This window comes from Ensifer sp. 4252, assembly GCF_050434565.1.
Lineage (GTDB): Bacteria > Pseudomonadota > Alphaproteobacteria > Rhizobiales > Rhizobiaceae > Ensifer.
Window position 1 is genome coordinate 1 of record NZ_JBNDIU010000018.1, and the last position, 13,791, is coordinate 13,791.

The following is a 13,791-nucleotide window of genomic DNA, read 5'->3' on the forward strand; positions in this document are numbered from 1 at the left end:
GCCATGGTCAGGCAACACCAACAGCCTGCCTAGAACTTCAGATAATCACACCAACCTCACCGCGCACGCCCTCCCGCGAAGCGGGTTCGTGCATGAGGGCGCAAAGCGGACGTTGCGCCAAAAAAATCGCCATCGATTGGAGACATTTTCCGGGCACTGAAAGGTGCCCGGAACCGACAATGTGACTTGCCAAACTATCTCGGCGACAGAACCAGCCAAAATGACAAAGTTTACGTCAAAAGGGCAAAGTTCATGTCATCCTACATCAAACGATGCGTGCAGGTATCAGCTGCAGCCGCTGGTGGCGCCGCAAGTGTCGCACTTCTCGCAGGTGCCGTTGCGCACCATGGTGAAGTTCTGGCACTCGGAGCACATGTTGCCGGTGTAGCCCTGCATGATCGAGCGGGCGCGGCGTTCGGCTTCGAGCTTCTTGGCGTCCGACTTGGCCGATGCCGCTTCGGCGGCCGCCTTGTCGGAGAAGAGAGCCGTCACTTCCGTGACCGTCTCGACTGTTTCCTCGGCGATCTCTTCGGCAAGTTCCGCCGCGCGCTCCTCGTAGTCGCGCTTGAAAGCGACGATTTCGGAGGTTGCGATCGACGTCGTCTGCTCCAGCTTGCGGACCGTGTTGCCGGCAATCGAAGTTACCGTTGCACCGGAAGATGCGCGGGCAGGGGCTGCCGTCGCCGAGCCCTTGGGTTCACCGCTGCGATCGGCCGTGCCGCCGACGATGGTCGGCTTGTAGCCGCGGGTCCAGCCGGTGGAGATCAGGTTGGTCTTGCCTTCCTGGATACCCTTGCCGAGCGCCGTGTTGCTGAAGTCCGATGTGTCGACATGCGCAAGATCGTGACGGCCGAGGTAGGACACGGCCAGTTCGCGGAAGACGTAGTCTAGGATCGACGTCGCGTTCTTGATCGCGTCGTTGCCCTGTACCATGCCGGCCGGCTCGAACTTGGTGAAGGTGAAGGCCTCCACATATTCTTCCAGCGGCACGCCGTATTGCAGGCCGAGCGAGATGGCGATGGCAAAGTTGTTCATCATCGCCCGGAAGGCGGCACCTTCCTTGTGCATGTCGATGAAGATCTCGCCGATGCGGCCATCACCGAATTCGCCGGTGCGCAGGTAGACCTTGTGGCCGCCGACGACAGCCTTCTGGGTGTAACCCTGGCGGCGGTTCGGCAGCTTTTCGCGGGCACGGATCACCTTCTCGATGACGCGCTCGACGATCTTTTCCGTGATGGTCACCGCCTGGGCAGCGGCCGGCGCCTGGATCAGATCCTCCAGCGCATCCTCGTCATTCTCGTCTTCGATCAGCGAGGCATTCAGCGGCTGAGACAGCTTGGAACCATCGCGATAGAGCGCGTTGGCCTTCAGCGCCAGCTTCCAGGACAGCATGTAGGCGTTCTTGCAATCCTCGACGGTCGCCTCGTTCGGCATGTTGATCGTCTTGGAGATCGCGCCCGAGATGAACGGCTGGGCGGCAGCCATCATGCGGATGTGGCTTTCGACCGAGAGATAGCGCTTGCCGATCTTGCCGCACGGGTTGGCGCAATCGAAGACGGGCAGGTGTTCGTTCTTGAGGAACGGTGCGCCTTCAAGCGTCATCGCACCGCAAACGTGGATGTTGGCCGCTTCGATGTCCTTCTTCGAGAAGCCCATGTGCTCCAGGAGGTTGAAGTCCATCTGGGCGAGCTGCTCGTCGGTGACCTTCAGAGCGCCCTTCAGGAAGTCCGCACCGAGCGTCCACTGGTTGAAAACGAACTTGATATCGAAGGCCGACTTCAAGGCAGCGTTGACGGCCTCGACCTTCTCGTCGGTGAAGCCCTTGGCCTTCAGCGTCGAGGGGTTGATGGCAGGCGCCTGGTTGAGGTTGCCATGGCCCACGGCATAGGCTTCCATCTCGGCAAGCTGGCTCTCGGAGTAGCCGAGCGAACGCAGAGCCTCGGGAACGGCGCGGTTGATGATCTTGAAGTAGCCGCCACCGGCGAGCTTCTTGAACTTGACGAGGGCGAAATCAGGCTCGATGCCGGTCGTGTCGCAGTCCATCACAAGACCGATCGTGCCGGTCGGCGCGATGACGGTAGCCTGGGCATTGCGGTAGCCGTGCTTCTCGCCCAGTTCCAGCGCCTTGTCCCACGCGCTCATGGCATGGATGACCAGGTCCTGGTCGGGATTCTCGCTGTGGATCAGCGCGACCGGATTGACCGAGAGGCCCTCATAGCCCGTCGTCTCGCCGTAAGCGGCGCGGCGATGGTTGCGGATGACGCGCAACATGTTGTCGCGGTTCGGCGCAAAGCCCGGGAACGGACCAAGCTTCGCCGCCATCTCCGCCGAGGTGGCATAGGAAACGCCGGTCATGATCGCCGTCAGCGCGCCGGCAATGGCGCGGCCTTCGGTCGAGTCATAGGGAATGCCCGAGGACATCAAGAGGCCGCCGATATTGGCATAGCCAAGGCCAAGCGTGCGGTATTCGTAGGACAGTTCGGCAATCTCGCGGGATGGGAACTGCGCCATCATCACCGAGACTTCGAGAACGACGGTCCAAAGACGCACGGCGTGCTCGTAGTCTGCAATGTTGATGCGCTTCGTCGCCGCATCCTTGAACATCATCAGGTTCAGCGAGGCGAGGTTGCAGGCGGTGTCGTCGAGGAACATGTATTCCGAGCACGGGTTCGACGCGCGGATCGGGCCGGCAGCGGGGCTGGTGTGCCAGTCGTTCATCGTCGTGTTGAAGTGCAGGCCCGGATCGGCCGACGCCCAGGCGGCGTAGGAGATCGATTCCCACAGGTCGCGTGCCTTCAGCGTCTTCATCACGCGGCCGTCCTTGCGGGCGGTCAGGTGCCAGTCGCCATCGGCTTCGACGGCGCGCAGGAAGTCATCCTTGATCGAGACGGAGTTGTTCGAGTTCTGGCCCGAAACCGTGAGATAGGCTTCCGAATCCCAGTCGGTGTCGTAGGTCTTGAACTCGAGGTCCTTGTAGCCCTGTTTGGCGAACTGGATAACGCGCTGGACGTAGTTTTCAGGCACCAGCGACTGCTTGGCAGCGCGGATCTCGCGCTTGAGCGCCGGGTTCTGCTTGGGATCGTAGCAGGCGTCATCGGTGCCGTCGCAATTGACGCAGGCCTTCATGATCGCCTTCAGATGCTTGGCGACGACCTTCGAGCCGGTGACGAGCGCTGCAACCTTCTGCTCTTCCTTGACCTTCCAGTTGATGTATTCCTCGATATCCGGGTGGTCGATATCGACAACGACCATCTTGGCGGCGCGACGAGTGGTACCGCCTGATTTGATGGCGCCGGCTGCGCGGTCGCCGATCTTCAGGAAGGACATCAGGCCCGACGACTTGCCGCCGCCGGAAAGCTTCTCGCCTTCGCTGCGCAGATGCGAGAAGTTGGAGCCGGTGCCGGAGCCGTACTTGAACAGGCGCGCTTCACGCACCCACAGGTCCATGATGCCGCCCTCGTTGACGAGGTCATCGGCAACCGACTGGATGAAGCAGGCGTGCGGCTGCGGGTGTTCGTAGGCCGACTTGGACTTGGTCAGCTTGCCGGTGAAGGGGTCGACATAGAAGTGGCCCTGGCCGGGGCCGTCGATGCCATAGGCCCAATGCAGGCCGGTGTTGAACCATTGCGGGGAGTTCGGCGCAACGCGCTGGGTGGCGAGCATATAGGCAAGTTCGTCACGGAAGGCGGACGCGTCTTCTTCGCTGGCGAAGTAGCCGCCCTTCCAGCCCCAATAGGCCCATGTGCCGGCCAGGCGATCGAAAACCTGACGGGCATCGGTTTCGGAACCGTACTGTTCATCCTTCGGCAGCGCCTTCAGCGCCTCCGTGTCGGGAACCGAGCGCCAGAGGAAGGAGGGGACATCATTCTCCTCGACGCGCTTCAGCTTGGCAGGCACGCCGGCCTTGCGGAAATACTTCTGGGCGAGAATGTCGGCGGCAACCTGGCTGAACTGGGCCGGCACGTCGATATCGGCCAGACGGAAGACAATCGAGCCGTCCGGATTCTTGATTTCACTCGTAGCCTTGCGGAATTCTATCTCCGCATAGGCGGATTGCCCGGCCTTGGTGAAACGACGTTCGATCAGCATTGTCCCGTGTCCTTCGTGTTGAAATGCGCCCGCCACAGGCGCAAGTGTCCCCGCCTGGTCGCGGAGGCATTCCGCAGCCAGTCTCAGCTTCCATCCTTGAAGGGAAACCCAGATCTGGGTGACCCTGTATCTTGTGAGATAGGCTGCCTGCAAACACTAAATATAGTATCAACAGCTTCTTTATGCCAGCCAAAACTTGCTCAAGCGGGCTCGAAAAAGCGCACAGGATTCCTCACTGCGGCTCAAGCGGAGAACCCGCATTTGCCGCATGTCAGAACCGACGATTTCGTGAAATGAACCGGGCTCAAAACATTCCGGTCCGCCGCCGTCGCAACGTAAAATCCATTAACCGTGAATCGACCCGGGGCGTCAAGGGGTGGTTTGTGACGGAAGTTTGAGCGCTAGATGTTGTGTGGATTGACTGTGGAAAACGGGGACAGCGGCCAATGCCTTGAAAATCAGGCACTTCCGCAGGTTGTCTATGACACTGCCGCAGCGGCAGGCGAAAAATCAAATTTTTGAAGGGTAAAAAAGCACATAAATGGCATCCCCAGGGGCAAGCGCGATTGCACAACCAACGCCAATATGGGCGGCGCGGCAAATTGATTCGTTTTCAGGTTCTGGAGGCGACCGCACAGGCCCATATGGGGAGGCGCAGGTGTATCACCCGCGCCCGAACTTGGCGTCAATCAACCCGCTTTTGCAGCTCACGCGCACCGTTCGGCGCATTCACCTTGCCCTCGGTGATGAAGAAGGCAAAGACATCGCGTGGCTCCTTGTTCGCCTTGCGATCGGGCGCGCTCTTGGCGAGGTCACCCGGCTCCCCGCCGGCTGCAAAGGTCTTGGCGCGGTTCGCCCAGAGATCAAGCTGGTCGCTCGCATAGCAGGTCTTGATGTCGTCGCTGCCCTTCTGCAGGCGCAGATAGACGAAATCGGCAGTGACATCGGCGATCATCGGATAGTCCGCATGCTCTGCCAGAACGACGGCCACCTTGTATTTTTCAAGCAGGTCGACGAAATCGGGCGCCTGGAACGTCGGATTGCGCACCTCGACGACGTGGCGCAGAGGCAGACCGTCCTGCTTCTCCGGAAGGAGCTTGAGGAAACCTTCGAAATCCTCCGGCTCGAACTTCTTTGTCGGTGCGAACTGCCACAGGATCGGCCCGAGATGGGCCCCGAGTTCCGTCAGCCCCTGGGTCAGAAATTTCTGCATGGATTCACCGGCTTCGGCCAGAATCTTGCGATTGGTGACGAACCGGCTGGCCTTCAGCGAGAAGATGAAATCCTCCGGCACTTCGGCTGCCCATCTGGCGAAGGTTTCCGGCTTCTGCGACGAATAATAGGTGCCGTTAACCTCGATCGCCCGCAATTCCTTGCCGGCAAATTCGAGCTGGCGCTTCTTCGACAGGGTGTCGGGATAGAACGTGCCCTCCCACGGCTCAAAGGTCCAACCGCCGATACCAACGCGGATCTTTCCGGATTTCGTCATCCCATCCTCCTCATCGCGGCAAGTTCAAGTCGCATCTCGTTTTATTCGGACGCCATCTGCCTCGCGGGCTTGGCCATATCCACCAGTGTCCACCCTGGCCTATAGGGGTTCGGGCAGCGACCCGTTCCTTGAAAACCATAGGCGCGGTAAAGCGCGATGTTTCGCGCTATCCGCGCATTGGTGTAGAGCCGCACCTCCGCCACGCCCCATTCGGCTGCCCGCGCATCCAGAAACCGCAACAGCTCGATCCCGCGTCCCTGTCGCTGGAAGGAAGGCGCGACGGCAATACTGAAAATCAAAAGGTGATCCGCGTGCCGTTCGAAAGCGGCAAGCGCAGAAATCGCGTCGCCTTCGTCACGGAGCCAGACCTCTTCTCGCGCAATGCGAGGCACATAATCCTCGGTAACGGGCAAGGGCGGCCCGCCAAGCAGGGCAGTGTACGGCGCGTAAGCTGCAGCGGTAATGTCCTGAACGGCCGGCAGGTCGCTCACCGTCGCCGGCCGCATCATCGCGAAACCGGCCGCGGTACCGCTTCTTCCGTTGGCCGCAACGCTCACTCGGCCGCCTCGACCTTTTTCATCGAACGACGCTCCAAGAGCTCCTTCAGGAATTGCCCGGTGTAGGAGCGCGGTTCCTTGACCACGTCCTCCGGCGTTCCCTTGGCGATGACTTCACCGCCGCCGTCGCCGCCTTCTGGGCCGAAGTCGATGACCCAGTCGGCTGTCTTGATGACCTCGAGATTGTGTTCGATGACAACGACGGAATTGCCCTGGTTGACCAATTCATGCAGAACTTCAAGAAGCTTCGCCACGTCGTGGAAATGCAAGCCCGTCGTCGGTTCGTCGAGGATATAGAGCGTGCGTCCGGTCGACCGCTTCGACAGCTCCTTGGCGAGCTTGACGCGCTGCGCTTCGCCGCCCGACAGCGTGTTTGCCTGCTGGCCGACCTTGATATAGCCGAGCCCCACCTGGTTCAGCGTTACCAGCTTGTCGCGCACGGCCGGAACGGCCGCAAAGAACTCCACGCCTTCCTCAACGGTCATGTCGAGCACGTCGGCGATGGACTTGCCCTTGAAGTGCACGTCCAGCGTTTCGCGGTTGTAGCGCTTGCCGTGGCAGACGTCGCAGGTGACGTAGACATCCGGCAGGAAGTGCATCTCGATCTTGATGACGCCGTCGCCCTGGCAGGCTTCGCAGCGTCCGCCCTTGACGTTGAACGAGAAGCGACCGGGCTGGTAACCGCGGGCTTTCGCTTCCGGCAATCCGGCAAACCAGTCGCGGATCGGGGTGAAGGCACCGGTGTAGGTTGCCGGGTTGGACCGGGGTGTGCGGCCAATCGGCGACTGATCGATGTCGATCACCTTGTCGATGTGCTCGAAGCCGTCGATGCGGTCATGCTCGGCCGGGTTTTCGCGCGCGCCCATGATGCGGCGAGCGGCCGCCTTGTAGAGCGTCTCGATCAGGAAGGTGGATTTGCCGCCACCGGACACGCCGGTCACCGCCGTGAAGATGCCAAGCGGAATGGACGCCGTGACATTCTTCAGGTTGTTCGCCCGTGCACCGACGACGGTGATTTCCTTTTTCTTCTTCGGCTTGCGGCGCTCGCTCGGGACAGCAACCGATAACTCGCCGGAGAGATATTTTCCGGTCAGCGACTTCGGATTGGACATCACGTCGGCGGGCGATCCTTGCGCGATGACCTCGCCGCCATGGATGCCGGCGGCCGGGCCGATGTCGACGACATAGTCGGCCGTCAAGATGGCGTCCTCGTCATGTTCAACGACAATAACCGTGTTGCCGATGTCGCGCAGGTGGCGCAGCGTATCGAGCAGGCGAGCGTTGTCGCGCTGGTGCAGGCCGATCGACGGCTCGTCCAGCACGTAGAGCACGCCCGTCAGACCAGAGCCGATCTGCGATGCGAGACGGATGCGCTGGCTTTCACCACCCGACAGGGTGCCGGAATTGCGCGAAAGACTGAGATATTCGAGGCCGACGTCGTTGAGGAAGCGAAGGCGGTCACGAATCTCCTTGAGGATGCGAACGGCAATCTCGTTCTGCTTGGTGTTGAGATGGGCAGGCAGAGCCTCGAACCAGTCGCGGGCGACACGGATCGACATTTCGGTGACCTGGCCGATATGCAGCGTGTCGATCTTGACGGCGAGCGCCTCCGGCTTCAGGCGGAAGCCGGCGCAGGCCGGGCAGGGTGCCGCCGACATGTAGCGCTCGATCTCCTCGCGCGCCCAGGCACTGTCGGTTTCCTTCCAGCGGCGCTCCAGGTTGGGCACGATGCCCTCGAAACTCTTGGTGGTGTTGTAGGAGCGGGCGCCGTCTTCATAGTGAAAGACGATCTTCTCTTCCGTGCCGTGCAAGATCGCTTTCTGCGCATCGGCGGGCAGCTCGCTCCAGCGATTGCCGAGCTTGAAGCCGAAAACCTTGCCGAGCGCTTCCAGCGTCTGGTTGTAATAGGGCGACGACGATTTAGCCCAGGGCGCGATCGCGCCATCGCGCAGCGTCCTGTTGTGTTCGGGCACGATCAGCGCCTCGTCGATCTTCTGCTGGCTGCCGAGACCATCGCAGGTCGGACAGGCGCCGAAGGGATTGTTGAACGAAAACAGGCGCGGCTCGATCTCGGAAATCGTGAAGCCGGAGACCGGGCAGGCGAACTTTTCCGAAAACAGCACGCGCTCATGGGTTTCGTTGAGCGACTTGTTGGCTGAGCCGCCGGCAGCGGTTTCTTCCGGCGGCAGCGGCTTGTCGGCGAACTCGGCGACGGCGAGACCATCGGCCAGCGTCAGGCATGTTTCCAAGCTGTCGGCAAGCCGCGAGGCAAGGTCGGGCCGCACAACGACGCGGTCGACGACGACATCGATGTCATGCTTGTACTTTTTGTCCAGCGCCGGAGCCTCGGCGATTTCGTAGAAGGTGCCGTCGACCTTGACGCGCTGAAACCCCTTCTTCATCAGCTCGGCGAGTTCCTTCTTGTACTCGCCCTTGCGGCCACGCACGAGCGGCGCAAGAATATAAAGACGCGTACCTTCGCCAAAGGCGAGAACGCGGTCGACCATCTGGCTGACCGTCTGGCTTTCAATCGGCAAACCGGTCGCCGGCGAATAAGGCACACCGACGCGCGCAAAAAACAGACGCATGTAGTCGTAGATCTCGGTCACGGTGCCGACGGTCGAGCGCGGGTTGCGCGAGGTCGTCTTCTGCTCGATCGAGATTGCCGGCGACAGGCCGTCGATCTGGTCGACATCCGGCTTCTGCATCATCTCGAGGAACTGGCGCGCATAGGCCGACAGGCTCTCGACATAGCGGCGCTGGCCTTCGGCATAGATCGTATCGAAGGCGAGTGACGACTTGCCGGAGCCGGAAAGCCCGGTCATCACGATCAGCTTGTTGCGCGGCAGATCGAGATCGATGCCCTTGAGATTGTGCTCGCGCGCGCCACGAATGGAGATGGTCTTGAGTTCGCTCATCGGAAGCCAGCTTTGCATGTCGGTTGAAAGCCCCCTATGTAATGACGCTAACGCCCATGTCGAGGCGCAATCGGCAAAACTGGTGGCCATTTCGATTCGGTTGACAGGATCATAGGGAAATATTAGAACAAAGAAAGAACAAACAACGGGCAAATCGACTAAATCTGTTGTGGATTATGCATGATGCGGGGCGTATCCGCGGCAGCGGACCGCTAAGATGCGCGTTCTTGAAATTCGAAAGCCGTGCCGGCGGCGCGGCAAAACCACGGGAAAAGCAATATGGCTGGTAGCGTCAACAAGGTGATCTTGGTCGGAAACGTCGGGGCGGACCCGGAAATCCGGCGCACGCAGGACGGCCGGCCGATCGCCAACCTGCGCATCGCCACATCGGAGACCTGGCGCGACCGCAACAGCGGCGAACGTCGCGAGAAGACCGAATGGCACACTGTCGTCGTCTTCAACGAGGGCCTGTGCAAGGTCGTCGAGCAATATGTCAAGAAGGGCGCCAAGCTCTATATCGAAGGCGCGCTGCAGACCCGCAAATGGCAGGACCAGACCGGCAACGATCGCTATTCGACAGAAATCGTGCTGCAGGGCTTCAACTCGACGCTGACCATGCTTGACGGTCGCGGCGAGGGCGGCGGCTCCGGCGCCAGCCGTGGCGGTTCGAGCGACTTCGGTGGTTACGACGACTACGAACAGCAGCCGCGCCAGTCCTCCGGCGGCGGTCGCTCCGGCGGCGGCCAGGGTGGTCAGGGTGGTCAGGCCGGCGGCAACTTCTCGCGCGACCTGGACGACGACATCCCGTTCTGAGCCACGCCTCAACTGCTGCGCTCTCCAGTAGCAGACGCCCCTTGGCAGCCAGCTGGATGGCGGCGCAAACGCTGCGCTGCAATATCGTGACATTGAAGAAGGGCCGGGTAACCGGCCCTTCTTGCGTTCAAACGAAAGCTTCGTCAGTTGGCCTCCTGCTGACCTCAGATCGCCATTGCCGATTTCACGCCATCGACGACGAACTGAACCGCAAGCGCCGCAAGAATGACGCCGAGCAGGCGCGTGAGGATTGCCCGGCCGGTGACACCGAGAAAGCGGTCGATGCGTTCGGCGATGACCAGAGCAAGGAAGAGGCTGACCATGGACAGTGCAATGACGATTAGCAGTTGCGTGCGCTCGACCGCGGTCGGGAACGAGCCGGCGAGCAGGATCGTCGCGGAGATCGCGCCCGGCCCGGCAATCAGCGGCAGGGCCAGCGGGAAGACGGCGATGTTGTGGATGTGGTCCTTGATCGTCGCGTTTTCGCCGGTCTTTTCCTTCCGTTCCTGACGCTTCTCGAAGATCATCTCGAAGGAAATCCAGAACAACAAGAGGCCGCCCGCGATGCGGAACGCACCGATGGAGATGCCGAGCAGACCGAGAATGCTGTTACCGAAGATAGCAAAGGCAGCAAGGATGAAGAAGGCGATCAGCGAGCCGCGTGTCGCGACCTGAAACCGCTCCTGCCGGCTGAGGCCAACCGTGAGGCTCAGGAAGATCGGAGCAAGCCCCGGCGGATCGAGCGTGACGAGTAGGGTGGTGAGTGCGTTGACCAGGAGGTCGACATTGAACATCCGTTTCCCCTTCCGGATTGTCGCGTGCGTGCACGCGCGCCCCGAGTTTTCCCGGTGGCAGATCGGCATTGTTAGGCAAGCGGAGAGGGCTTGGGAAGGGGTCGGTGGCCAAAGCTTGAGCAATAGCTTAATGAGGGTTTGACGGAACCTTCTCACAGCCGTTCAGGTCGGGCAGCAGACTTTGTCGTCAGCACTTCCGATTTCCGCTCCGATGCCCTAGAAAAGCCTGCTCCGACGGCAAAAGACTGTTCACAACCACGGGCCAAAATTGGCGCTTCCAGGCGCATTCGGCTATAAATATCCGACTGATTCTGAACAAAGATCGTGATCACAATTGACTGAGCAAAGCACTCCCGGCGGCGGAAAGACTCCGCCAGGCATCGAGCCGATTTCCATCATCGAGGAAATGCAGCGGTCCTATCTCGATTACGCCATGAGCGTCATCGTCAGCCGCGCGCTTCCAGACGTGCGTGACGGCCTGAAACCCGTTCATCGCCGAATCCTTTACGGGATGAGCGAACTCGGCATCGACTGGAACAAGAAGTACGTCAAATGCGCCCGTGTCACCGGGGACGTGATGGGTAAATACCACCCGCACGGCAACTCGGCGATCTACGATGCGCTGGCACGTATGGCCCAGGATTGGTCGCTGCGGCTGCCGCTGATCGACGGTCAGGGCAACTTCGGCTCGGTCGACGGCGACCCGCCGGCGGCAGAGCGCTACACCGAATGCCGCCTGCAGAAGGCCGCGCATTCGCTGCTCGACGACCTCGACAAGGAAACGGTCGATTTCCGCGACAACTACGACGGCACGATGAGTGAGCCGGTGGTGGTGCCCGCGAAGTTCCCGAACCTGCTCGTCAACGGCGCCGGCGGCATCGCGGTCGGCATGGCGACCAACATTCCGCCGCACAACCTCGTCGAAGTCATCAACGGCTGCATGGCGCTGATCGACAACCCGGCGATCGAATTGCCGGAACTGATGGAAATCATCCCCGGTCCGGACTTTCCGACCGGCGCGCTCATTCTCGGCCGCTCGGGCATCCGCTCGGCCTACGAGACCGGCCGCGGTTCGGTCATCATGCGCGGCCGTGCCCATATCGAGCCGATGCGCGGCGACCGCGAGCAGATCATCATCACCGAGATCCCCTTTCAGGTGAACAAGGCGACGATGATCGAGAAGATGGCCGAACTGGTGCGGGACAAACGCATCGAAGGCATCTCCGATCTGCGCGACGAGTCGGACCGTCAGGGCTACCGCGTCGTCGTCGAACTCAAGCGCGACGCCAATGCCGACGTCATCCTGAACCAGCTTTACCGTTACACGCCACTGCAGTCGTCCTTCGGCTGCAACATGGTGGCGCTCAACGGTGGCAAGCCGGAGCAGATGACACTGCTCGACATGCTGCGGGCCTTCGTCTCGTTTCGCGAGGAAGTCGTTAGCCGGAGAACGAAATACCTGCTGCGCAAGGCGCGCGATCGTGCCCACGTCCTGGTCGGTCTTGCTATCGCGGTTGCCAACATCGACGAAGTGATCAAACTGATCCGGCATGCGCCCGATCCGCAGACCGCACGCGAACAGTTGATGGAACGCCGCTGGCCGGCGCATGACGTAGACAGCCTCATCCGGCTGATCGACGATCCGCGTCACCGGATCAACGAAGACAACACCTACAACCTGTCGGAAGAGCAGGCGCGCGCCATTCTCGACCTTCGCCTGCAGCGCCTGACCGCGCTCGGTCGCGACGAAATCGGCGACGAACTCAACAAGATCGGCGAAGAAATCAAGGATTACCTCGATATCCTGTCGTCGCGCCTTCGCATCATGACCATCGTCAAGGACGAACTCACCGCCGTTCGCGAGGAGTTCGGCACGCCGCGTCGAAGCGAGATCGCCGAAGGCGGTCCCGATATGGACGACGAGGACCTGATCGCCCGTGAAGACATGGTCGTAACCGTCTCGCATCTCGGCTACATCAAGCGCGTGCCGCTGACGACCTATCGGGCGCAGCGCCGCGGCGGCAAGGGCCGATCCGGCATGGCAACCAGGGACGAAGATTTCGTTACCCGGCTATTCGTTGCCAACACCCATACGCCGGTTCTGTTCTTCTCCTCCCGTGGCATCGTCTACAAGGAGAAGGTCTGGCGCCTGCCGATCGGCACGCCGCAGTCGCGCGGCAAGGCGCTGATCAACATGCTGCCGCTTGAACCCGGCGAACGCATCACCACGATCATGCCGCTGCCCGAGGACGAAACGACCTGGGAAAACCTCGACGTCATGTTCTCGACGACGCGCGGCACGGTTCGCCGTAACAAGCTGTCCGACTTCGTCCAGGTCAACCGCAACGGCAAGATCGCGATGAAACTGGACGAGGATGGCGACGAGATCCTCTCGGTCGACACCTGCACCGAACATGACGACGTCATGCTGACGACGGCGCTCGGCCAGTGCATCCGCTTCCCCGTCGACGACGTGCGCGTCTTTGCCGGCCGCAACTCGATCGGCGTCCGCGGCATCAATCTTGGCGATGGCGACCGCATCATCTCGATGGCGATCCTCGGCCATGTCGATGCGGAGCCATGGGAGCGGGCGGCCTATCTGAAGCGTGCAGCCGCCGAGCGGCGCACGACGAACGGCGAGGAAGAGGAAATCGCCCTGGTCGGCGAGGAAGTCACCGAAGGCGGCGAACTCACCAACGAGCGCTACGAAGAGCTGAAGGCACGCGAACAGTTCGTTCTGACGGTCTCGGAGAAGGGCTTCGGCAAGCGTTCGTCGTCCTACGATTTCCGCACCTCCGGTCGCGGCGGCAAGGGCATCCGCGCCACCGACACCTCGAAGACGACGGAAATCGGCGTGCTCGTCGCGGCCTTCCCGATCGAAGACAACGACCAGATCATGCTCGTCTCCGATGGTGGCCAGCTGATCCGCGTGCCGATCAATGGCGTCCGGCTTGCCAGCCGCGCCACCAAGGGCGTGACGATCTTCTCGACGGCCAAGGACGAAAAGGTCGTCTCGGTCGAGCGCATCAGCGAACCGGAAGGTGACGAAGAGGGCGAGGACCTGACGGCGGAAAACGGCGCACCGGAAACGCCTGAAGCCGAAGCCTGATAGACCGCCTCAACAGACTGAA

7 protein-coding genes are annotated in these 13,791 nt (G+C 61.2%); 2 read left to right on the forward strand and 5 right to left on the reverse strand.

The features are described 5' to 3' along the window. Positions 1-285: 285 nt before the first annotated feature. From ABIE33_RS25990 to uvrA, 4 genes are all read right to left on the reverse strand, one after another. Positions 286-4,089, reverse strand: a complete 3,804-nt coding sequence (locus ABIE33_RS25990; RefSeq protein WP_429130691.1) for a vitamin B12-dependent ribonucleotide reductase — start codon at positions 4,087-4,089, stop codon at positions 286-288. 685 nt (positions 4,090-4,774) lie between these two features. Beyond that, entirely contained in the window at positions 4,775-5,578 is an 804-nt protein-coding gene (locus ABIE33_RS25995; RefSeq protein WP_429130692.1) for a DUF72 domain-containing protein, read from the reverse strand. Positions 5,579-5,619: 41 nt separating this feature from the next. Next, positions 5,620-6,087 (reverse strand): GNAT family N-acetyltransferase, encoded by a 468-nt coding sequence (locus tag ABIE33_RS26000; protein WP_429130802.1) that lies wholly within the window; start codon positions 6,085-6,087, stop codon positions 5,620-5,622. Positions 6,088-6,131: 44 nt separating this feature from the next. Further along, on the reverse strand, positions 6,132-9,053 hold the full coding sequence (gene uvrA / locus ABIE33_RS26005; RefSeq protein WP_429130803.1) for an excinuclease ABC subunit UvrA: 2,922 nt from the start codon (positions 9,051-9,053) through the stop codon (positions 6,132-6,134). Positions 9,054-9,332: 279 nt separating this feature from the next. Between uvrA and ABIE33_RS26010 the strand changes: the two genes are divergently transcribed. Continuing rightward, complete coding sequence (locus ABIE33_RS26010; protein ID WP_429130693.1) at positions 9,333-9,866, forward strand: single-stranded DNA-binding protein; 534 nt, start codon at positions 9,333-9,335, stop codon at positions 9,864-9,866. A 164-nt stretch (positions 9,867-10,030) separates the two neighbouring features. On the opposite strand, the gene ABIE33_RS26015 is transcribed toward ABIE33_RS26010, so the two are convergent. Beyond that, entirely contained in the window at positions 10,031-10,660 is a 630-nt protein-coding gene (locus tag ABIE33_RS26015) for a MarC family protein (RefSeq protein ID WP_429130694.1), read from the reverse strand. Positions 10,661-10,994: 334 nt separating this feature from the next. Between ABIE33_RS26015 and gyrA the strand changes: the two genes are divergently transcribed. Next, complete coding sequence (gene gyrA, locus ABIE33_RS26020) at positions 10,995-13,769, forward strand: DNA gyrase subunit A (protein ID WP_429130695.1); 2,775 nt, start codon at positions 10,995-10,997, stop codon at positions 13,767-13,769. The last annotated feature ends 22 nt before the right edge of the window (positions 13,770-13,791 follow it).

Excerpts from the sequence above, each read along its gene's own strand:
- ABIE33_RS25990 (WP_429130691.1), bottom strand. The coding sequence starts at position 4,089 with ATGCTGATCGAACGTCGTTTCACCAAGGCCGGGCAATCCGCCTATGCG.
- ABIE33_RS25995 (WP_429130692.1), bottom strand. The coding sequence starts at position 5,578 with ATGACGAAATCCGGAAAGATCCGCGTTGGTATCGGCGGTTGGACCTTT.
- ABIE33_RS26000 (WP_429130802.1), bottom strand. The coding sequence starts at position 6,087 with ATGATGCGGCCGGCGACGGTGAGCGACCTGCCGGCCGTTCAGGACATT.
- uvrA (WP_429130803.1), bottom strand. The coding sequence starts at position 9,053 with ATGAGCGAACTCAAGACCATCTCCATTCGTGGCGCGCGCGAGCACAAT.
- ABIE33_RS26010 (WP_429130693.1), top strand. The coding sequence starts at position 9,333 with ATGGCTGGTAGCGTCAACAAGGTGATCTTGGTCGGAAACGTCGGGGCG.
- ABIE33_RS26015 (WP_429130694.1), bottom strand. The coding sequence starts at position 10,660 with ATGTTCAATGTCGACCTCCTGGTCAACGCACTCACCACCCTACTCGTC.